The sequence below is a fragment of the Cellulomonas sp. NPDC058312 genome (assembly GCF_042880135.1).
GTDB lineage: Bacteria > Actinomycetota > Actinomycetes > Actinomycetales > Cellulomonadaceae > Cellulomonas.
Window position 1 is genome coordinate 769,733 of record NZ_JBHVZE010000001.1, and the last position, 20,919, is coordinate 790,651.

A 20,919-nucleotide genomic window follows, 5' to 3' on the forward strand; every position below is an offset into this window, starting at 1 on the left:
GCTGACACACTGTCCCCGTGGACTCGAACGACCTCCTGAACCTGCTGTACGTCGCCGTCCCGGCCCTCGCGGTCCTGGGCGGCGGCGCCGCGCTGCTGCGACGCCGCTCCGGCGGCCGGCCCGAGGACCCCGCGGGACGCGGCACGGGCACCGGCACCCTGGACCGCCCGGACGCCCCGACGGCCGAGGCGCCCGCCGCCCCCGGCGCCACGGAGCCCGCCACGGCGCCGGACGTGGCCCCGGACCTGGTCGACGACCCCGCGGCCGCCCCGGCGCTCGAGGTCCCCGCGCCCGCGACCGGCCGCCTGGCCCGGCTGCGCGACCGCCTCGCCCGGTCCGGCTCGCCGCTGGGCGCGCGGATGCTCCAGGTCCTGTCGCGCGACCACCTCACCGAGGACGACTGGGACGAGCTCGAGGAGACGCTGCTGCTCGCCGACGTCGGCGCCGGCCCGTCGACCGAGCTGGTCGAGGCGATCCGCACCCAGGCCCGCGTCCAGGGCCTGAAGGACCCGGCGCAGGTCCGCGCCCTGCTGCGCGAGCAGCTGCTCGCCCTCGTCGACCCGACGCTGGACCGCTCCCTGGCCACCGCGCCCGGCACCGCCGAGGACGGCAGCGCCGTGCCGTCGGTGGTGCTGGTCGTCGGGGTCAACGGCACCGGCAAGACGACGACGGTCGGCAAGCTCGCGCGCGTGCTCGTCGCCGAGGGCCGCACGGTGCTGCTCGGCGCGGCGGACACGTTCCGCGCCGCCGCCGCCGACCAGCTCGAGACCTGGGGCTCGCGGGTCGGCATCCGCACCGTGCGCTCCGACCGGGACGGCGCCGACCCGGCGTCGGTCGCGTTCGAGGCCGTCCGCGAGGGCGTCGCCGGGGGCGTGGACGTCGTGCTGGTGGACACCGCCGGCCGGCTGCAGAACAAGGCCGGCCTGATGGACGAGCTCGGCAAGATCACGCGCGTCATCACCCGCACCGCCCCGCTGGCCGAGGTGCTGCTGGTCCTGGACGCGACCACCGGGCAGAACGGCCTCAACCAGGCCCGCGTGTTCGCGGAGGTCGCCGGGGTCACCGGGATCGTGCTGACCAAGCTCGACGGCACCGCCAAGGGCGGCATCGTCGTGGCGGTGCAGCGCGAGCTGGGCGTGCCGGTCAAGCTCGTCGGCCTCGGCGAGGGCCCGGACGACCTGGCGCCGTTCGACGCCGCGGAGTTCGTCGACGGCATCCTCGGCTGAGACCGCCGCGACCGCGGGCTGAGACACCGGGGCGTCGGCAACACAACGTTTACCCCGCGCGGCGGCCCGTCACACGCGTGTAACGCGCGCCGTCACGCCCCGAAATCCCCGACCACGACGCTGATCACCGATCCGGCCGCACGGCTGGCGAGGGGAGAGGCGTTCCACATGGATCTGGACACCGGAGCCACAGCCTGGATGCTGATGTCAGCGTCCCTGGTGCTGCTCATGACGCCTGGTCTGGCGTTCTTCTACGGCGGCATGGTGCGCGGCAAGTCCGTGCTCAACATGATGATGATGTCGTTCATCAGCATCGCGGTCGTCGTGGTCGTGTACGTGTTCTGGGGCTGGTCGATGTCCTACGGCAGCGACGTGGGCGGGCTGTTCGGCAACCCGTTCGACCAGTTCGGGCTCGCGGGCACGATCTGGGACGACAACGGCGAGTTCCTGATCGACGGCTTCGGCGTGCCGGTCGTGGTCGGCGTCGCCTTCCAGGTGACGTTCGCGATCATCACCGTCGCCCTCATCAGCGGCGCCATCGCGGACCGCGTCAAGTTCGGCACCTGGGTCGCGTTCACCGCGCTCTGGGCGACCGTCAGCTACTTCCCCCTGGCGCACATGGTCTGGGGCGGCGGCCTGCTCAGCGGCCTCAACGAGAACGGCGTCGCCGCGCTCCTGTTCGGCTGGGACGCGGAGGCCGGTGCCGCGGTCGTCTCGCCGATCGACTTCGCCGGTGGCACGGTCGTGCACATCAACGCCGGTGTCGCGGGCCTGGTGCTCGCGCTGATCGTCGGCCGTCGCAAGGGCTTCGCCAAGGAGCCGATGCGCCCGCACAACCTGCCGTTCGTCATGCTCGGTGCCGCCCTGCTGTGGTTCGGCTGGTTCGGCTTCAACGCGGGCTCGGCGTTCACCGCCGACGGCAACGCGGGCCTGGCGTGGGTCAACACGACCGCCGCCACCGCCGCCGCCATCATCGGCTGGCTCGTCACGGAGAAGATCCGCGACGGCCACGCCACGTCGCTCGGTGCCGCGTCGGGCATCGTCGCCGGCCTGGTCGCGATCACCCCGGCGGCCGGCGCCCTGCGCCCGGTCACCTCGATCATCCTCGGCGTCGTCGCCGGCGTGCTCTGCGCCCTGGCGGTCGGCCTGAAGTACAAGTTCAACTTCGACGACTCGCTCGACGTCGTCGGCGTGCACCTGGTCGGCGGCCTCGTCGGCACCATCGGCATCGGCTTCCTGGCCGCCGACGGTGGTCTGTTCCTCGGTGACGGCGTCAAGCTGCTCGTCGTGCAGATCGTCGTCGCGCTGCTGGCGCTGGTGTTCTCCGGTCTGGTCACCGCCGTGATCGGCTTCATCCTCAAGGCCACGATGGGCTGGCGGGTCAGCGAGGAGGCGGAGGTCGGCGGGATCGACCTCGCCGTGCACGGTGAGACCGCATACGAGACGCTGGGCGGCGCCCGCGTGGTGACGGAGGTGAAGTGATGACGAAGCTCGTGAGCGCGGTCATCCAGCCGCATCGGCTGGACGACGTGAAGTCGGCCCTGGAGGCCGCCGGGGTGCGCGGTCTGACCGTGAGCGAGGCCAGCGGCTACGGCCGCCAGCGCGGCCACACCGAGGTCTACCGCGGTGCGGAGTACACCGTGGACCTGGTCCCGAAGGTCAAGATCGACGTCCTGGTCGGCGACGAGGACGCCGCGACGGTCACCGAGGTGATCGTCAAGGCCGCGCAGACCGGCAAGATCGGCGACGGCAAGGTCTGGGTCGTCCCGGTCGAGGACGTCGCCCGGGTCCGGACCGGCGAGCACGGGGTCGACGCCCTGTGACCGTGGTCCCCACGCTCCGTGGCTGACAGCCCTGAGGTCCCGCACCCCCACGCCAGCGTGGGGGTGCGGGACCTCCGCTCTGAGCGGATGGACCTCGCGGCCCGGCTGTCGGGGCCCGAGCGGGACGGGGCCACCCGCCGCCGGGCGATGTCGGACCTGGTGCTGCTGCGGCTCGTCGAGCTCTGGGAGCAGGCGACCGAGGGGCAGCAGACCCCGGGCATCGGGCTCGGCGCGGTCGGGAGCGTGGGCCGCGGCGACGCGAGCCCCGCGAGCGACCTCGACCTGCTGCTCGTGCACGACGGGCGCGGCCACACCGCGGACGAGCTGACCCGGCTCGCGGAGCGGCTCTGGTACCCCGTCTGGGACGCCGGCCTCGACCTCGACCACGCGGTGCGCTCGCTCGCGCAGTGCCGGCAGGTCGCGTCCAAGGACCTGCCCGCCGCCGTCGGGCTGCTGGACCTGCGACCCGTCGCGGGCGACCCGGGGATCGTGCACCGGGCCCAGTCCGCCCTGCTCGCCGACTGGCGTTCCGCGGCGCGCCGCCGGCTCCCCGAGCTGCTCGCGTCCACCCGGCAGCGCGCCGACCGGCACGGCGAGCTCGCCTACCTCATCGAGCCCGATCTCAAGGAGGCCCGCGGGGGCATCCGCGACGCCGTCGTGCTGTCGGCGCTCGCCGCCACGTGGCTCACCGACCGCCCGCACGGGGCGGTCGACCGCGCCCACGCGCACCTGCTCGACGTGCGCGACGCGGTGCAGACCGTCAGCCGGCGGCACACGAACCGGCTGCTGCTGGCCGACCAGGACGAGGTCGCGGAGCTGCTGGGCATCGGTGACCGCGACGACCTGCTCGCGAGCCTCGCCGAGGCCGGGCGGGTCGTCTCGTACGCCCTCGACACCACGGCCCGCAACGCCCGGCAGGCGCTCGCGCGGCCCGCGCGCCGTCCGGTGCTGGTCCGTGGCCGCCGGACCCCGCCGCGCCTGCGGACCGTCGGGGAGGGCCTGGTCGAGCACGACGGCGAGCTGGTGCTCGCGGCGGACGCCCAACCGGCGACCGACCCGCTGCTGTCCCTGCGCGCCGCCGCGACCGCCGCCCGTACCGGCCTGACGCTGTCCCCGATCACGATCGCCAGCCTCACCCGCACCCCGCCGCTGCCCGAGCCCTGGCCGCGCGCGGCCCGGACCCTGCTGGTGCAGCTGCTCGCCACCGGACCCGCGCAGGTACCGGTCTGGGAGGCGCTCGACCTGGCCGGGGTCGTCACCACCTGGATCCCCGAGTGGGCCGGGGTCCGCAACCGCCCGCAGCGCTCGCCGATCCACCGGCACACCGTCGACCGGCACCTCGTCGAGGCCGCCGCGCGGGCCGCGGGGCTGCGGCGTGGCGTCGAGCGGCCCGACCTGCTGCTGGTCGCGGCGCTGCTGCACGACATCGGCAAGCGTGCGGGCGCGGGGGACCACTCGGTGGCCGGCGCCCGGCTGATCGGGCCGATCGCGCACCGGATGGGGTTCGGGGCGCAGGACGCCGCCGACCTGGAGCTGCTGGTCCGGCACCACCTGACGCTGTCCGAGCTCGCCACCGGCGCCGACCCGGACGACCCCGCGACCGTCGACGCGCTGCTCGACGCGGTCGCGCACCGGGCAGACCTGCTGGCCCTGCTGCGGGCGCTCACCGAGGCCGACGCGTCCTCCGCCGGGCCCACCGCCTGGACCTCGTGGCGCGCACAGCTCGTCGACGACCTGGTGGCGCGGGCGTCGGCTCGGCTGACAGGTACCCTGGGACGTCACTGACCGCCGAGAGAGCGTGAGGATCGCGCGGTGTTCGCCACCCTGTCCGACCGACTGACGTCGACCTTCAAGAACCTGCGCTCCAAGGGGCGGCTGTCCGAGGCGGACATCGACGCCACCGTGCGCGAGATCCGCCGGGCGCTGCTCGACGCGGACGTCGCCGTGCCCGTGGTGCGCCAGTTCACCGGTGCCGTCCGGGAGCGGGCGCTGTCCGTCGAGGTCTCCGGCGCCCTCAACCCGGCGCAGCAGGTCGTCAAGATCGTCAACGACGAGCTCGTCGCGATCCTCGGCGGCGACAACCGCCCGCTGCACCTCGCGAAGAACCCGCCGACCGTCATCCTGCTCGCGGGCCTCCAGGGCGCGGGCAAGACGACGCTGGCCGGCAAGCTGGCGCTGCACCTCAAGGGCCAGGGCCACACGCCGATGCTGGTCGCCGCGGACCTGCAGCGGCCCAACGCCGTCACCCAGCTCCAGGTCGTCGGCGAGCGCGCGGGCGTCCCGGTGTTCGCCCCGCACCCCGGCAACCAGGGCAGCGAGGCCGACGTCGTCGTCGGCGCCGACCCCGTCGCCGTGGCCCGCGAGGGCCTCGCCACCGCGACGTCCCGGCAGCACGACGTCGTCATCGTCGACACCGCCGGCCGCCTCGGCGTGGACGCCGAGCTCATGCGCCAGGCCGCGGACATCCGCGACGCCGTCGACCCCGACGAGATCCTGTTCGTCATCGACGCGATGATCGGCCAGGACGCCGTCGCCACCGCCACGGCGTTCCAGGAGGGCGTCGGGTTCACCGGCGTCGTCCTGTCCAAGCTCGACGGCGACGCGCGCGGTGGTGCCGCGCTCTCCGTCGCGTCGGTCACCGGCCGGCCGATCCTGTTCGCCTCCACGGGTGAGAAGCTCACCGACTTCGAGGTGTTCCACCCCGACCGGATGGCGTCCCGCATCCTCGACATGGGTGACGTCCTCACCCTCATCGAGCAGGCCGAGAAGGCGTTCGACGCCGACGAGGCCGAGGCGATGGCCGGCAAGCTGGCCTCGGGCCAGGGCTTCACGCTCGCGGACTTCCTGCAGCAGATGCAGCAGCTGAAGAACATGGGCTCGATGAAGAAGATGCTCGGCATGCTCCCCGGCATGGGGCAGATGCGCGAGGCCATCGAGAACTTCGACGAGCGCGAGGTCGACCGCGTCGAGGCCATGATCCGCTCGATGACGCCGGGGGAGCGCGACAACCCGAAGATCATCAACGGCTCGCGCCGCGCGCGCATCGCCGCGGGTTCCGGGATGCAGGTCTCGGACGTCAACGGCCTGCTCGAGCGGTTCGCCGCCGCGCAGAAGATGATGCAGCAGATGGCCAAGGGCGGGGGCATGCCGATCCCCGGGATGGGTAACCTGCCGGGCACGGGCAAGAAGGGCCGCGGCCGCGTCGCCCCCGCCAAGAAGTCCAAGGGCAAGTCGGGCAACCCGGCCAAGCGCGCCCTGGAGGAGAAGGCCGCGGCCGACCGCGCCGCCGGCCTGACCCCCGCGGCGGCTCCGGCCCCGAAGGGCTCCGCGTTCGGCGTGGGCGGCGGCGCGCCGCAGCAGCAGCCCGACGCCTTCGACCCGTCGTCGCTCGAGGACCTGCAGAAGTTCCTCGGGCGCTGAGGTCGGCGGACCCTCGCGTGGCCGACGTCCTGCACCTGCGGGGCCCGGTCGTCCTCGACGACGACCGGGTCGTCGGCGAGGCGTGGGTGGTCGGCGGGCGGCTGACGCTGACCCGGCCCGCCGGGGGAGGCGGCACCGCCGTGGACGGCTGGGTGCTGCCCGGGCTGGTCGACGTGCACTGCCACATCGGTCTCGCGGCCGAGGGGGCCGTCGACCGGGCGACCGCCGAGGCGCAGGCCGTCGCCGACCGCGACTCCGGCGTGCTGCTGGTCCGGGACGCCGGGTCGCCCGCCGACACCGGGTGGGTGCACGACCGCGACGACCTGCCGCGGCTGATCCGCGCCGGCCGGCACCTCGCCCGGCCGAGGCGGTACCTGCGGCACTACGGCCGCGAGCTCGACGCCGTGACCGACCTCCCGCGCGCGGTCGGCGAGGAGGCGGTCCGCGGCGACGGGTGGGTCAAGCTCGTCGCCGACTGGATCGACCGCGACCTCGGGCCCGAGGGCGACCTGCGACCGCTGTGGCCGGACGACCTGCTGGCCTCGGCCGTCGCGACCGCGCACGCCGCGGGCGCCCGCGTCACCGCGCACACGTTCGCGGGGGAGGCGCTCGACGGGCTGCTCGACGCCGGGGTCGACTGCCTGGAGCACGCGACGGGGGCCGATGCCCGGCAGATCGACCGGATCGCCGCCGCGGGGATCCCGGTGACGGCGACGCTGCTGCAGGTCGCGCAGTTCGGTGCCATCGCCGACCGGGCGGACCGGTACCCGGTCTACGCGGCCCGGATGCGCCGGATGCACGCCCGGCGGTACGCCCACGTCCGCGACCTGCACGACGCGGGGGTGCCGCTGCTGGTCGGCACCGACGCCGGTGGGACGATCGCGCACGGCCGGATCGCCGACGAGGCCGCCGAGATGGTGGCCGCCGGCCTGCCCGCGCGGGAGGTCGCCGCCGCGGCGTCGTGGCGCACCCGAGCGTGGCTCGGCGTCCCGGGCCTCGACGAGGGGGCGGACGCCGACCTGGTCGTCTACGACGCCGACCCGCGCGCCGACGTGCGGGTGCTGGGCGCACCGCGGGCGGTCGTGCTGCGCGGTCGGCGGGTCGTCTAGCGGGCGCCGAGTCGTCCAGCGGGCGGCCGGTCGTCCAGCGGGCGGCGGGTCGTCCAGCGGGCACCGGGGCGTCCAGCGGGCGCCGAGTCGTCCACAGGTGCAGCGGTCGCGCGTCGTCCCCAGGCCGCCGGGGTCCCGCCGAGGGCGTGTCGGTGGTGGCGTCTACGGTGGTCGTATGCCTCCTGACCAGCACGGACACCGTCCCACGACGCCCCTCGGTGCCGTGCGTTCCGGTGCGGTCGCCGCGTCGACCCCGGGCCGCCGCGGGACGGGTCCGGCACGGCGACCGGTGCCTGCCGTACCGGTTCCGGCGGAGCCCGTCGTTCCGGTTCCGGCGGAGCCCGTGGTGCCGGTGCCCGCGGAGCCCGTCGTGCCGGTTCCCGTGCCTGCCGCGTCGGTCGTGCCCGCGCCTGCGGCGTCGGTCGTGCCCGTGCCCGTCGCGCCGGCCGCGCCGGTCCGTGAGTCGTTCGGTCCGGGCTCGAGCCTGGGCGCGCGGTCGGTCGCCCAGGCGGGGGCGGGCGTGCCCGACTGGGAGTCGCTGCCGGTCCCCGCGGACGTGCGGGCCCGGTGGCGCGCGGCCGTCGCGGCGGTGCCGTCCGGGTCGCGGGACCGCATCGGCGTCGACCGGTTCTGGGAGGTGGCGCTGCTGGAGTCCGCGGTCGTCGGGCCCGAGCTGGCCGCGTGGCTCGACGCGGTGGACCCCGCGTCGCTGACGGTGACCGGGCTCGTGGAGGCGGTCGCCGCGTCCGCCCGGGTCGAGGCGTGGGCCCACGCGCGCACCGCCCGGTGGGCGGGCCTGCTGGGGCGCGACCCGGAGATGGACCCGCAGTGGAACCGCCTGGCCGGTCCGCCGCCCCGGCAGCGTTCCGTGGCGGGCGACGAGATCGCGATGCGGCTCGGCCTGTCGCGCCTTGCGGCGAACCGCCTGGTCCGCGAGGGCATCGCCTACGAGGACGCGCTGCAGGCCACCGGGGAGGCGCTGGCCGCCGGGACCGTCGACGCGGCGCGGGCGCGGCTCCTGGTCGACCGGCTCGCGGACGTGCCGTGGGAGGTCGCCACCCGGGTCGAGGACGAGGTGCTGCCCGAGGCGGCGCGATGGACGGTGACCCGGATGGACCGGGAGATCGCGCGCGTGCTGCTCGAGGTCGACCCCGACGGCGTCGGCGACCTGCACGACAGGGCCGTCGCGGACCGGCGGGTGCAGCGACCGCGCGCCCTGCCGAACGGGATGGCGTCGCTGTCCGTGCTGCTCGAGGCGCAGGACGCGCTGCGGGTCGACGGGGTGCTCCACCACCAGGCCCTGGCGGCGAAGAACGTCGGCGACCCCCGCACGCTCGACCAGCTGCGCGCGGACGGTCTCCGCGACCTCGTGGTCGGTGTCGACGTGCCCACGAGCGGGCCCGTGTGGGAGGCCGACGCCGCCGAGGTGCGCCTCGACGGGCAGCAGGTGGCGGTGACGGTGTACCAGCGTGTCCGCGCCGGCGACGCACCGGGGTCCGACGTGCCCCATCACGCGGACGACGCCCGTGACCCCTCGGACGAGAAGCCCGACCCCGACCCCGACGCCGACCCCGGAGCCCACGACCCGGCCCCGGACCTCGGCGCCACCGCCACCGACGACCTCGAGCCCAGCGGTGCCGCCGCGGCCCAGGACGTCCTCGTGGTCGACGCGACGGGTGCCGGTGCGCTCCTCGCGACCACCCTCGCGCCGCGACGCCCAGGAGCGCGGGCCGGCGCGCAGGTGCACGTCACGATCTCCGCCGCGACCCTCCTCGGCCTGGACGACCGGCCCGCGGAGCTGCACGGCTACGGCCCCGTCGACGCCGTGCGTGCGCGCGCGATCGCGGCGGGCGGTACCTGGCGCCGGATCGTGACCGACCCTCGGTCCGGTGCGGTCCTGGACGTCGGTCGCACCCGCTACCGGCCGACAGCGGCGATCGCCGACCACGTGCGCGCACGCGACCGGACCTGCGTGCGCCCGGGCTGCACCGTGCCCGCCGAGCACGGGGAGCTCGACCACACCGTCGAGTTCCACCGTCGGTGCGGCCACCCGCCCGGCCGGCTCGGGACGACCTGCGTGGCGAACCTCGCCCCGCTGTGCGGCCGCGACCACCGGCTCAAGACCGACGGCGGACACACCCTGCACCAGTACGCCCCGGGACGGTTCGAGTGGATCACCGCGGCGGGGCACCGGTACCGGACCCGGCCGGGGACCGGCGAGCAGGTCCGTACCACCGCGTGGCTCGACGACGACCCGCCACCGTTCTGACGTCGGCGCCGTCCTGACGACGGACGTCCGCAGTCGTCCCGGACGACGCGGACGTCCGTCGCTCGCCTCCGCCGGGTGTGACCCACGACTGGTCGCACGCACGCGCCCGCATCTGGCAGAATGACCCGCTGTACTCGGCGCGCGCGGCCCCTCTACCCGCTCGATGCCGTGTCCTTCAGGTCCGACCGCACCGCATGCCCCACGTGCGAACCGCGAGGACCGCCCCGTAGACACCCAGGAGAGACCACACTGTGGCCACCAAGATCCGCCTGAAGCGCCTCGGCAAGATCCGGGCGCCGTACTACCGCGTCGTCGTCGCGGACTCCCGCACCAAGCGCGACGGCCGCGCCATCGAGGAGATCGGGAAGTACCACCCGACCGAGGAGCCGTCGCTCATCGAGATCTCCTCCGAGCGTGCGCAGTACTGGCTCAGCGTCGGCGCGCAGCCGTCCGAGCAGGTCCTCGCGCTCCTCAAGGTGACCGGCGACTGGCAGAAGTTCAAGGGCCTGCCGGGCGCCGAGGGCACCCTGCGCACCAAGGCCGCGCCGGCCGACGTCAAGGCCGCGGTCGAGGCCGTCGCCGCCGACGCCGAGAAGGCCAAGGCCAAGGCGTCCGAGAAGAAGGCCGCCGCGGCGTCCGCCCCGGCCGCTGACGAGGCGCCGGCCGAGGACGAGCAGGCCTGATGCTCGCCGACGCGCTGGAGCACCTGGTCCGGGGCATCGTCGACCACCCCGACGACGTGCAGGTGGACGCCCGCACGCTCCGTCGTGGTGACCTGCTCGAGGTCCGGGTGCACCCCGAGGACCTCGGCCGCGTCATCGGCCGCAACGGCCGGACCGCCCGCGCACTGCGCACCGTCGTCGGTGCGCTGTCGGCGGACGGCCCGGTGCGTGTGGACGTCGTGGACGTCGCCCGGCGGTGAGCCGCGCGTCCGGGCCGTCACCCTCGGGTGACGCCGCCCGGTAGATCAGCCGGTCGCAGGCCCGGTCTCCCTCGGGGGACCGGGCCTGCGCCGTGCCACCCCTGCGCCGTGCCACCCCTGCGCCGTGCCACCCCTACGCTGATCCGGACAGACCCGGACGCCCCGAGAGGAACCCCATGCTGCTGACGGTCGCCCGGATCGGCCGCGCGCACGGCCTGCGCGGCGAGGTCGCCCTCGACCTGCGCACCGACGACCCGGCCGGCCGGCTGCCGGTCGGCGCCGTCCTGCCCACCGGTCCGCATGGGCCCGGCTCGCTCACCGTCGAGCGCACCCGCGAGGCCCAGGGTCGGTGGTACGTCACGTTCGCCGAGGCCGCCGACCGCACCGCCGCCGAGGCCCTGCGGGGGGTCGAGCTGCTGGTCGAGGTCGCCGAGGACGACACCACCGACGACGACGAGGACGCCTGGTACCCGCACGAGCTCGCCGGTCTGCGCGCGGAGCACGTCGACGGTCGCGTCCTCGGCGAGGTCGTCGGCCTCGAGCACCTGCCGGCCCACGACGCGCTGGTGGTCCGCGAGCCCGACGGCGCGCGCACCCTCGTGCCGTTCGTCCGCGCGATCGTCCCCGTGGTCGACGTCCCCGGTGGCCGCGTGGTCCTCGACCCGCCGGGCGGGCTCCTCGCGGCCGACGCGGCGAACCTCGTCGTCAGCGACGAGACCACCGGCGCCGCGCCGAGCGGGGACGGCGACTGACGTGCGCATCGACATCGTCTCGATCTTCCCGGACTACCTCAGCCCGCTGGCGCTGTCGCTCGTCGGCAGGGCCCGCACCACCGGCATCCTCGACCTGCGCGTCCACGACCTGCGGGACTGGACGACCGACCGGCACCGGACCGTGGACGACACGCCCTTCGGCGGCGGGGCGGGCATGGTCATGCGCCCCGACGTCTGGGGGACCGCGCTCGACGACCTCGTGGTCGACGGCGCGCACCTGCTGCTGCCGACGCCCTCGGGCGCCCCGCTGACCCAGCGGCACGCCGAGCAGTGGGCTCAGGACGAGCACCTGGTCATCGCGTGCGGCCGGTACGAGGGGATCGACGCGCGCGTCGCCGAGCACTACGCGACGCGACCGGGAGTGCGGGTCAGCGAGTACTCGATCGGCGACTACGTGCTCAACGGCGGCGAGGCCGCGGCGCTGGTGCTCGTCGAGGCCGTCGTGCGGCTGCTGCCGGGCGTCGTCGGCAACCCCGAGTCGCTCGTCGAGGAGTCGCACGGCAGCGCGGGGCTGCTCGAGTACCCGGTGTACACGAAGCCGCCCGCCTGGCGGGAGCTCGAGGTCCCCGAGGTGCTGCTCTCGGGCCACCACGGCCGGGTCGCGCGCTGGCGCCGGGACCAGGCGCTGGCCCGGACCGCCGCCCGGCGCCCCGACCTGCTGCGCGTCCTCGACCCCGCCGGCCTCGACCGTGCGGACCGCACCGCGCTGGCGGAGCTGGGCTGGGCCGTGGGCGACGACGGCGTGGGCCCGAGCGTCGACGCCTGACGGCACCCGGGGCCCGGACCGCAGCGTCCGTGTCGCCCATCGGTCCGCGGCTGTGGCAGACTTGTGCGCTGGTGCGCGACGGTCGCGTCTCTGCCACAGGGGAGACGACCCACGACCTGCCGAGCTCTCGGCCGCGGACCACCCACTGCCATCCCGGCGCCGCAGGGTGCCGACGACGACGCGCGTGACCTGTGGCACGGCGAGAAAGCGACACACGATGTCCCACATCCTCGACCACGTCGACGCGGCTTCGCTCCGCTCCGACATCCCGGACTTCCGCGCCGGTGACACCCTCAAGGTCAACGTCAAGGTCGTCGAGGGCAACCGCTCCCGCGTCCAGGTCTTCCAGGGCGTCGTGATCGCCCGCCAGGGCGACGGCATCCGCGAGACCTTCACGGTCCGCAAGGTGTCGTTCGGCGTCGGCGTCGAGCGCACGTTCCCCGTGCACTCCCCGACGCTCGAGTCCGTCGAGGTCGCGACCCGCGGTGACGTCCGTCGCGCGAAGCTCTACTACCTGCGCAACCTCCGCGGCAAGAAGGCCAAGATCAAGGAGAAGCGCGACGCGGTCCCGGCCAAGAAGGCCTGAGACAGCACCCGCTGCACCCCCGACGGGCGGCCCCGGTTCACGCCGGGTGCCGCCCGTCGGCGCGTGCGGGGGAGGAACCGTGCACGCCTGCCGCGGTGGTGGGCAGCAGGTCGACGACGTGGGAGAGTGATGCGGTGACGGACCAGGACGCGGCACCCGCCAGCCAGGAGGCGCGCTCCGGCGGCGCCCGCAGCGACGACCGACGGCGCGGTCCGGTCGCCTCGTTCCTCCGGGAGACCGTGATCATCCTGGTCAGCGCCGTGGTGCTGTCCTGGGTGGTCAAGACGTTCCTCGCCCAGGCGTTCTTCATCCCCAGCGCGTCGATGCACGACACCCTCCTCGAGGGCGACCGGGTCCTGGTGAACAAGCTGGTCCCCGGCCCGTTCGACCTGCACCGCGGCGACATCGTGGTGTTCTCCGACCCGGGCGGCTGGCTCGACCAGCAGACCGTCCCGGAGACCAACGTCGTCCAGGACGCGCTGATCGCGATCGGGCTCATGCCGCAGCAGTCCGAGGACCACCTCATCAAGCGTGTCATCGGCCTGCCCGGGGACCGGGTCCGGTCCGCGGGCGACGGCTCCCCGCTCACGGTCAACGGCCAGCCGATCGACGAGACCGCCTACCTCGCGCCGGGTTCGAGCCCGAGCGGGCTGACGTTCGACGTGACCGTCCCCGAGGGCTCCCTGTGGGTGATGGGCGACAACCGGCAGCAGTCCGCCGACTCGAGCTACCACCTCGGCGACCCCGGCGGCGGGTCCGTGCCGGTGGCCGACGTCGTCGGGACCGCCTTCGTCACCCTCTGGCCGGTCGACCGCATCGGCGCCCTGCGCAACCCCGGCGACGTGTTCGACGCGGTGCCCGACCCGTCATGACGCTGCTCCACGGCGCGACGAGCCCCGACGGCGTCCCGGACGGCGCGGCAGTCGAGCGGGGCACTGCTGTCCCGGTGGGCACTGCTGTCACGGGAGGCACCGCTGTCCCGGAGCGCACGGAGGCCGTCGCGGTGCCGGCGCTCACCGTGGGCGCTCCGGGGACCGTGCGGTCCCGCGTGCCCCGCTCGGCGGCACCCCGCCGGTCCGCACGGCCGGTGCCGCACCTGCGCCACGAGCGCGCCCTGCTGCGCGACGGCGCGCTGCGGGTGGCGGGGATGGACGAGGTCGGGCGGGGTTCGCTGGCCGGCCCGGTCAGCGTCGGCGTCGTGGTCGTCGACGCGACGACCCGCAGCGGTCCGCGCGGGGTGGCCGACTCCAAGCTGCTCACCCCGGCGGCGCGCACGGCGCTCGTGCCCGCACTGCAGCGCTGGGGCGTGGCCCGGGCCGTCGGGCACGCCAGCGCCGCCGAGATCGACGCGCTGGGCATCATCGCCGCGCTCCGGCTCGCGGGTCAGCGCGCCCTCGCCGCCGCGGCCGCGGTCGCCGGCCCGGTCGACGTGGTGGTGCTCGACGGCGCGCACGACTGGCTGACGCCGCCGGCCCAGGCGTCCCTGTTCGACGACGCGCTGCTCGACGCCCCGCCGCGTGCCGCCTCCCCGCGCGAGGGCGCGCCCTCGGCAGCCCCGTGCGTCGACGGCGCCCCGGACCTCGCGCTCGTGGGCGAGCCTCGCGTGCACCTGCGGGTCAAGGCCGACCAGTCCTGCGCGTCGGTCGCGGCGGCGTCCGTCCTGGCCAAGTGCGAGCGCGACGCCCTCATGGTCGAGCTCGCGGCGGAGCACCCCGAGTACCGCTGGGACTCGAACAAGGGCTACGCGTCCGACGACCACGTCGCCGCGCTGCGCGCCCTCGGTCCGAGCCCCTGGCACCGGCGGTCCTGGCGCCTGCCGGTCGGCACCTGAGCACGGTCCTGCTCCCCGCCGGTGGGGTGTGCGGTCCGCTCGCGCCGCCGGACGTCCCGGGATGGGGGATGATGGTCGGGTGAGCGCGGAGGACCTGGAGAACTACGAGACCGACATGGAGCTCGCGCTGTACCGCGAGTACCGCGATGCCGTGGGGCTCTTCTCCTACGTGGTCGAGACGGAGCGCCGGTTCTACCTGGCGAACCACGTCGACCTGCAGGTGCGGTCCGCGGCGGGCGAGGTCTACTTCGAGCTGACCCTCGCGGACGCCTGGGTCTGGGACGTGTACCGCTCGGCGCGGTTCGTGAAGTCGGTGCGCGTCGTGACGTTCAAGGACGTCAACGTCGAGGAGCTGGTCAAGGCGGACCTCGACCTCGGCAGCGGCAGCGGGTTCGCCCGCTGACCTCCGCCCGGTGACCCCGGCGGGCCCTTCCGCGCCCTGAGCGGGCACCGAGCCCTCCACAGGCACCACTGCTGCGCGTCGTCCCCAGGGCGGGCGCCGCAGGCCCCCACCTCCCCGGCCCTCCCCGGCAGCCTGCTGCCAGGAGGTGACGCGGATGCGATCACGGCAGGAGGTCGGGCGGTCGGGGGAGGACCTCGCCGTCACGTACCTGGAGCAGCGCGGCTGGCAGGTCCTCGACCGGAACTGGTTCGGGCGGGGCGGGGAGCTCGACGTCGTCGCGCTCGACGTCGCGTGCGACACCGTCGTCGGCGTCGAGGTGAAGACCCGGCGCAGCACCGCGTACGGGCGGGCGGCGGAGGCGGTCACCCCGGTCAAGCTCCGGCGGATGCGCTCGCTCGTCGCCCAGTGGCTCGACGCCCACGACCTGCGCTGCGACGGGGTGCGGCTCGACGTCATCGCGATCGAGCACCTGCGCGGCGCCCCGCCGCACCTCGAGCACCTGCGGGGTGTCTGATGGCGCTGGGCCGCACGTTCGCCGTCGGGCTGGTCGGTCTCGCGGGGACGCTCGTGGAGGTCGAGGCGCACCTCGCGGCGTCCCTGCCCGCGTTCGTCCTGGTGGGCCTGCCCGACGCCTCGCTCGCCGAGGCCCGCGACCGGGTGCGCGCCGCCGTCGGGTCGACCGGCCTGGTCTGGCCGAACCGGCGCGTGACGGTGAACCTGTCCCCGGCGGCGCTGCGGAAGTCCGGGCCCGCGTTCGACCTGGCGGTCGCGGTGGCGGTGCTCGCCGCGGCGCGGGCGCTGGACCCCGAGCGCGCAGCGCGCACCGTCCACCTGGGGGAGCTCGGGCTCGACGGCCGTCTGCGCCCCGTGCGCGGGGTGCTGCCCGCGGTGGCAGCCGCCGTCGCCGCCGGCCGACCCGATGTCGTCGTGCCCGCCGCGGACCTCGCCGAGGCGTGCCTGGTGCCCGGCGCGCGGGCGACCGGGTGCGCGACGCTCGCCGAGGTCGTGGCGCGGCACGGCGGGACCGTCGCCGTGCCCGACGTCGCTCCCGTCGCCCCCGACCGACCGTCCGGCGCGCGCCGGCACGACCAGGGGGACCTCGCCGACGTCCTCGGCCAGGACGAGGCGCGCTGGGCGGTGGAGGTCGCGGCCGCGGGCGCGCACCACGTCCTGCTGCTGGGTCCACCCGGGGCGGGCAAGACCATGCTCGCGTCGCGGCTGCCCGGGCTGCTGCCCGACCTCACGGAGCCCGAGGCCGTCGAGGTGACGGCAGTGCACTCGGTCGCGGGCGTCTTCGACCCGGCGGGCGGGCTGCTGCTCCGGCCCCCGTTCGAGGACCCGCACCACACGGCGACCCCGGCGAGCATCGTCGGCGGCGGCTCCGGCATCCCACGCCCCGGTGCGGCGTCGCGGGCGCACCGCGGCGTGCTGTTCATGGACGAGGCACCCGAATTCTCCTCGGCGGTCCTCCAGACGCTGCGCCAGCCGCTCGAGCACGGCGAGCTGGTGATCCACCGCACGGGCGGCGCCGCGCGCTACCCCGCGAGGTTCCAGCTGGTGATGGCGGCGAACCCGTGCCCGTGCGGGTACGCGTTCGGCAAGGGGCTGCTGTGCCGGTGCACGGCGCTCGACCGTCGTCGCTACCTCGGTCGCCTCGACGGGCCGCTCCTCGACCGGGTGGACGTCCAGGTCGAGGTCCCGCCCGTGCGTCGGACTGCGCTCACCGGTGACACGGGTGAGACGACCGCCGAGGTGGCTGCCCGGGTCGGAGCCGCACGGGCGGCGCAGGCCGATCGGTGGCGGGGGACGCCCTGGCGCGTGAACTCCGACGTCCCCGGCCGGGCCCTGCGCGAGCGCCTGCGGGCCCGCGCCGGCCTGCTCGCGGACATCGACGGCGCCGTCGACGCGGGCCGGCTGACCCTGCGCGGAGCTGACCGGGCCCTGCGCCTGGCGTGGACGGTCGCGGACCTGGCGGGGCGTACCGCTCCCGACCGGGACGACGTGGGCCGCGGCGTCGCGCTGCGCACCCGAGGGCAGGGGGGAGCATGAACGGCACGGGGGACACGGCTGGCGCGGGAGGCGCTGGTGACACGGTTGGTGCGGGTGGCGGGCACTGGCTGGCAGGCGCGGGTGGCACCGGGGACAGACCTGTTGCTGGCGGCGCCGGTCGCGCAGCGGCACCGGGTGGGCCTGGCGATCGGTGTCCCGACGACCCGGAGGTGCTCGCCCGTGCGGCCTGGAGCCTCGTGGTCGAGCCCGGCGACGCGACGGCGGGAGCGGTCGTCGCGGCGCTCGGCGCGCCGGTCGCCCTGCGCTGGGCCGCCTGGGCGGTCGGGGTTCCGACCGAGCAGGCCGCGGAGCGGCTCCGACGGCTCGCCGGGGAAGCGTCGTCGACCCCGGGTGGTAGGGCTCCGACTCGTGCCGCGGAGCCCGACGCCCCGGTCATGGCCCGGGTCCTCGCCCGCGCGCTGCCCCGGTGGGCTCCGAGGCTGGCGGCCCTCGACGCGCGACCTGCGCTCGACGCGCTGGCGGCGTGCGGTGGGACGCTGCTGGTGCCCGGGCAGGTCGGGTGGCCCTCTCGGCTCGCAGACCTGGGCGCCGCCGGACCGCTGTGCCTGTGGGTGCGTGGCGCCCCGTCGCTCTCCGTGCTCGCTCGGCGGTCGATCGCGGTCGTCGGAGCGCGCGCCGCGACCTCCTACGGCGAACGGGTCGCCGCGGACCTCGCCGCGGGCGTCGTCGACCAGGGCGTGACCGTCGTCTCCGGCGGTGCGTTCGGCATCGACGTCGCAGCGCACCGGGCTGCGCTCGCGGCCGACGGCGCGACGGTGGCCCTGCTGGCCGGCGGGGTCGACCGTCCGTCTCCCGAGGGGAACCGGAACGTGCTGGAACGGCTCCTCGACCACGGTGGGGCGCTCGTCGCGGAGAGCCCACCGGGGACCCCGCCGACGCGCTCACGCTTCCTGCAGCGCAACCGGCTGATCGCCGCGGCCACCGGGGCGACGGTGGTGGTCGAGGCCGCGTGGCGGTCGGGTGCCCTGAGCACCGCGGCGCGTGCCGCGGAGCTGCTCCGACCGGTCGGAGCGGTTCCCGGGCCGGTCACCTCGATGGCCTCGGCCGGCTGCCACCGGCTCCTGCGCGACGGCGCGGCGGTCTGCGTCACCGACGCGGCCGAGGCGCTGGAGCTGCTCGGGCCGGCTCCGGTCCGCGGGGATGACGGCCCGCTCGGGGACGTTCGACGCGACGCGTCCGGTGCACCGGGTGGGAGCGACGGATCCCCTACTCCGGGCGGGCGCGACAGGTCAGGAGGATCGGGGTGGTGCGACGCGTCCGGTGGACCGGGCGGGCGCGACAGGTCGGACGGCGTCCCGGCCCGGGTGCTCGACGCGCTGCCCCGCCGCGGCGGAGTGCCGGTCGACGAGATCGCCCGTCGTGCCGGGCTGGCGGTGCGGGAGGTCTCCGGCGCGCTCGGGCGTCTGGAGCTCGAGGGTGCGGTGCGCCGGGAGGACCGGCTCTGGCGGCGCGGGGACGGCGGGCGCACGAGGGGCGGTCGGCCGTCGTGATGCACATCCCGGGCGCCGGTGGGGCCGCGGAAACCGCATTCACACCCACGGCCCACGCCGGGCGGGGCCGGGAGCCGTCCAGCAGGCGGACGCGGGGGCCGGCCCGGGGCCCGGAAACAGGGGCGAAACCGGACATCGAATCGGACATATCCCCGTGATTCGTACAGGGGTGGGTGAAACGCGCCACAGACGCCTTGTCGCCCGGAGGGGTGACAGGCGACCGTAGTCCCGTGCAGACGGGGGCTGAGGCGCAGACGGGACGGGGGGACACCCCCGAGACCGACGCGTTCGCGGTCCACCTGCGGGCTCAGCGCGGGCTCTCGGACCACACCGTCCGTGCCTACCTCGGCGACCTCGAGGACCTCACCGGGTACGCGCGGCGGCACGGCGTGGCCGACCTCACCGGGGTCGACATCACGGTCCTGCGCGGGTGGCTCGCCGCGATGGCCGCCACGCAGCGCAGCCGCGCGACGATGGCGCGCCGGGGCGCGGCGGTCCGCACGTTCTTCGCCTGGGCGGTCCGCACCGGCCGCGTGGCGCAGGACCCGGCGCTCCGGCTCGCCAGCGCGCGGCCCGCGTCGCACCTGCCGACCGTGCTGGACCAGGCGTCGGCAGCGGCGCTGCTCGACACGGCGCGGGTCCGCGCGGACGACGGCGACCCGGTCCACCTGCGCGACTGGGCGGCTCTGGAGCTGCTGTACGCCACGGGCGCACGCGTCGGCGAGCTGTGCGGCGCCGATGTGGACGACCTGGACCTGGGCGAACGCCTGCTGCGCGTCACCGGCAAGGGCGACAAGCAGCGCGTGGTCCCGGTCGGTGAGCTCGCGGTCGAGGCCGTCGAGGCGTGGCTGACCCGGGGTCGTCCTCGGCTCGCCACGGACGGCTCCGGTCCGGCGCTGCTGCTCGGTCGACGCGGCGGCCGGGTCGACCAGCGGCAGCTCCGCGAGGCGGTGCACGCCGTCTCGCGCCTCGCGGACGTCGAGGACGTGGCCCCCCACGCTCTGCGACACTCGGTGGCGACGCACCTGCTGGAGGGCGGTTCCGACCTCCGCAGCGTGCAGGAGGTGCTCGGTCACGCGAGCCTCGCCACCACCCAGCGCTACACCCACGTGACCGCGGACCGCCTCCGCGCGTCCTTCGAGCAGGCCCACCCCCGCGCATGACGTCCGAGATGGAGAGCTCCATGTCAGTTCCGGCTGAGGACACGGTCCAGCTGGCTGCCTCGCAGCGCCGCGCCCCGAGCGCGCCCCTCGGTGTCATCCCGCGGCAGCAGGCGCTCGACCCGCAGCTGGAGTCGGAGCTCGAGGCGGTGGCCGCGCTCGTCGAGGCCGAGGTCGACGCTGACGGCGACGCCACCGGCCTCGACGGCGCCGCCGCGTTGCTCGCAGCGGTCCCCGACCTCGAGGCGGACGAGGTCGACCTCACCGAGACGCCGGTCTCCCCGGTGGCCGAGGACTGGCGGCTGTTCAAGGCCGGCGGCGACCGCCTGGTCCGCGAGCGGCTGATCCTGCACTACGCCCCGCTGGTCACGTCCGTCGCGGCGAGGGTCGGCATGCGCCTGCCCGCGATGGTCGAGCAGGCCGACCTGGTCTCGTACGGGATGTTCGGCCTGATCGACGCCATCGAGAAGTACGAACCCGGTCGCTCGGTGAAGTTCGAGACCTACGCGAGCTCCCGCATCCGGGGCGCGATCATCGACGAGCTGCGCGCCATGGACTGGATCCCGCGCTCCGTCCGCACCAAGGCCCGAGCCGTGGACCGCGCGTACGCCGAGCTCGAGAGCGAGCTGCACCGCGTGCCCACGGAGTCCGAGGTCGCCTCGCGGCTGCAGATCGAGGTCCGCGAGCTGCGCGCGCTGTTCACGCAGCTGTCGACCGTCAACGTCGCGGCGCTCGACGAGCTCCTGGGCGGCGGCGAGGACCGCGGTGACCGGCTGTCGCTCCTGGACACGCTCGGCGACGACCGGACGCCCGACCCCGAGACCTCGTTCGAGGCGCAGGAGACGAAGTTCCTGCTCGCGCGGGCGATCGACCAGCTCGGAGAGCGCGAGAAGCTCGTGCTGGTCCTCTACTACTACGAGGGCATGACCCTGGCGGAGATCGGCCGGGTGCTCGGGGTGACCGAGTCGCGGATCTCGCAGATGCACACCGCCGCGATGCTCCGGCTCCGCGCCCGTCTCACCGAGGCCGACCGGGGCTGACGCCTCCGCGCCGAGCCGGTCCGGCGGCGGC

The 20,919-nt window shown here is 75.6% G+C and carries 20 protein-coding genes; all 20 read left to right on the top strand.

Annotated elements, in window-relative coordinates; all coding sequences use genetic code 11:
• Positions 1 to 17 precede the first annotated feature (17 nt).
• The 20 genes from ftsY to whiG all read left to right on the top strand — a co-directional run bounded on the left by ftsY (position 18) and on the right by whiG (position 20,888).
• On the top strand, positions 18 to 1,226 hold the full coding sequence (gene ftsY / locus ACFVXN_RS03460) for a signal recognition particle-docking protein FtsY (RefSeq protein ID WP_389227277.1): 1,209 nt from the start codon (positions 18 to 20) through the stop codon (positions 1,224 to 1,226).
• Between the two features lie 168 nt (positions 1,227 to 1,394).
• Complete coding sequence (locus tag ACFVXN_RS03465) at positions 1,395 to 2,708, top strand: ammonium transporter (protein WP_389227279.1); 1,314 nt, start codon at positions 1,395 to 1,397, stop codon at positions 2,706 to 2,708.
• Complete coding sequence (locus tag ACFVXN_RS03470) at positions 2,708 to 3,049, top strand: P-II family nitrogen regulator (RefSeq protein ID WP_389227282.1); 342 nt, start codon at positions 2,708 to 2,710, stop codon at positions 3,047 to 3,049. Before ACFVXN_RS03465 ends, ACFVXN_RS03470 begins: the two co-directional genes overlap by 1 nt.
• 18 nt (positions 3,050 to 3,067) lie before the next feature.
• Positions 3,068 to 4,834: a [protein-PII] uridylyltransferase gene (locus ACFVXN_RS03475; RefSeq protein WP_389227285.1), complete on the top strand. Its 1,767-nt coding sequence runs from the start codon at positions 3,068 to 3,070 to the stop codon at positions 4,832 to 4,834.
• Between the two features lie 27 nt (positions 4,835 to 4,861).
• Positions 4,862 to 6,469 carry a signal recognition particle protein gene (gene ffh / locus ACFVXN_RS03480; RefSeq protein WP_389227289.1) on the top strand — a complete coding sequence of 536 codons (1,608 nt, stop codon included), beginning with the start codon at positions 4,862 to 4,864 and terminating at the stop codon, positions 6,467 to 6,469.
• Between the two features lie 17 nt (positions 6,470 to 6,486).
• Positions 6,487 to 7,578, top strand: coding sequence for an amidohydrolase family protein (locus ACFVXN_RS03485; protein WP_389227292.1), 1,092 nt, complete (start codon positions 6,487 to 6,489; stop codon positions 7,576 to 7,578).
• Positions 7,579 to 7,948: 370 nt separating this feature from the next.
• Positions 7,949 to 9,847 carry a DUF222 domain-containing protein gene (locus tag ACFVXN_RS03490; protein WP_389227295.1) on the top strand — a complete coding sequence of 633 codons (1,899 nt, stop codon included), beginning with the start codon at positions 7,949 to 7,951 and terminating at the stop codon, positions 9,845 to 9,847.
• A gap of 251 nt (positions 9,848 to 10,098) precedes the next feature.
• The gene (gene rpsP / locus ACFVXN_RS03495) at positions 10,099 to 10,530 is read left to right on the top strand and encodes a 30S ribosomal protein S16 (RefSeq protein WP_389227298.1); all 432 of its coding nucleotides are present in this window, start codon (positions 10,099 to 10,101) and stop codon (positions 10,528 to 10,530) included.
• Positions 10,530 to 10,769: an RNA-binding protein gene (locus ACFVXN_RS03500; protein ID WP_389227301.1), complete on the top strand. Its 240-nt coding sequence runs from the start codon at positions 10,530 to 10,532 to the stop codon at positions 10,767 to 10,769. The genes rpsP and ACFVXN_RS03500 overlap by 1 nt, the downstream gene beginning before the upstream one ends.
• Before the next feature lie 176 nt (positions 10,770 to 10,945).
• A complete protein-coding gene (rimM, locus tag ACFVXN_RS03505; RefSeq protein ID WP_389227304.1) occupies positions 10,946 to 11,521 on the top strand; it encodes a ribosome maturation factor RimM in 576 nt (191 codons plus the stop codon).
• Position 11,522: 1 nt separating this feature from the next.
• Complete coding sequence (gene trmD / locus ACFVXN_RS03510) at positions 11,523 to 12,308, top strand: tRNA (guanosine(37)-N1)-methyltransferase TrmD (RefSeq protein WP_389227307.1); 786 nt, start codon at positions 11,523 to 11,525, stop codon at positions 12,306 to 12,308.
• Positions 12,309 to 12,525: 217 nt separating this feature from the next.
• The gene (gene rplS, locus ACFVXN_RS03515; RefSeq protein WP_389227310.1) at positions 12,526 to 12,894 is read left to right on the top strand and encodes a 50S ribosomal protein L19; all 369 of its coding nucleotides are present in this window, start codon (positions 12,526 to 12,528) and stop codon (positions 12,892 to 12,894) included.
• A 134-nt stretch (positions 12,895 to 13,028) separates the two neighbouring features.
• Positions 13,029 to 13,766 (top strand): signal peptidase I, encoded by a 738-nt coding sequence (lepB, locus tag ACFVXN_RS03520; RefSeq protein ID WP_389227313.1) that lies wholly within the window; start codon positions 13,029 to 13,031, stop codon positions 13,764 to 13,766.
• Positions 13,763 to 14,725, top strand: coding sequence for a ribonuclease HII (locus tag ACFVXN_RS03525; protein WP_389227316.1), 963 nt, complete (start codon positions 13,763 to 13,765; stop codon positions 14,723 to 14,725). The genes lepB and ACFVXN_RS03525 overlap by 4 nt, the downstream gene beginning before the upstream one ends.
• 79 nt (positions 14,726 to 14,804) lie before the next feature.
• A complete protein-coding gene (locus tag ACFVXN_RS03530; protein WP_389227319.1) occupies positions 14,805 to 15,128 on the top strand; it encodes a DUF2469 domain-containing protein in 324 nt (107 codons plus the stop codon).
• Positions 15,129 to 15,282: 154 nt separating this feature from the next.
• Positions 15,283 to 15,642: a YraN family protein gene (locus tag ACFVXN_RS03535; RefSeq protein ID WP_389227322.1), complete on the top strand. Its 360-nt coding sequence runs from the start codon at positions 15,283 to 15,285 to the stop codon at positions 15,640 to 15,642.
• A complete protein-coding gene (locus ACFVXN_RS03540; protein ID WP_389227325.1) occupies positions 15,642 to 17,177 on the top strand; it encodes a YifB family Mg chelatase-like AAA ATPase in 1,536 nt (511 codons plus the stop codon). Before ACFVXN_RS03535 ends, ACFVXN_RS03540 begins: the two co-directional genes overlap by 1 nt.
• 170 nt (positions 17,178 to 17,347) lie before the next feature.
• Positions 17,348 to 18,688, top strand: coding sequence for a DNA-processing protein DprA (gene dprA / locus ACFVXN_RS03545; protein WP_389227328.1), 1,341 nt, complete (start codon positions 17,348 to 17,350; stop codon positions 18,686 to 18,688).
• A gap of 230 nt (positions 18,689 to 18,918) precedes the next feature.
• Positions 18,919 to 19,851 carry a tyrosine recombinase XerC gene (locus ACFVXN_RS03550; protein ID WP_389227331.1) on the top strand — a complete coding sequence of 311 codons (933 nt, stop codon included), beginning with the start codon at positions 18,919 to 18,921 and terminating at the stop codon, positions 19,849 to 19,851.
• Between the two features lie 20 nt (positions 19,852 to 19,871).
• Positions 19,872 to 20,888 carry an RNA polymerase sigma factor WhiG gene (whiG, locus tag ACFVXN_RS03555; protein WP_389227334.1) on the top strand — a complete coding sequence of 339 codons (1,017 nt, stop codon included), beginning with the start codon at positions 19,872 to 19,874 and terminating at the stop codon, positions 20,886 to 20,888.
• Positions 20,889 to 20,919 lie beyond the last annotated feature (31 nt).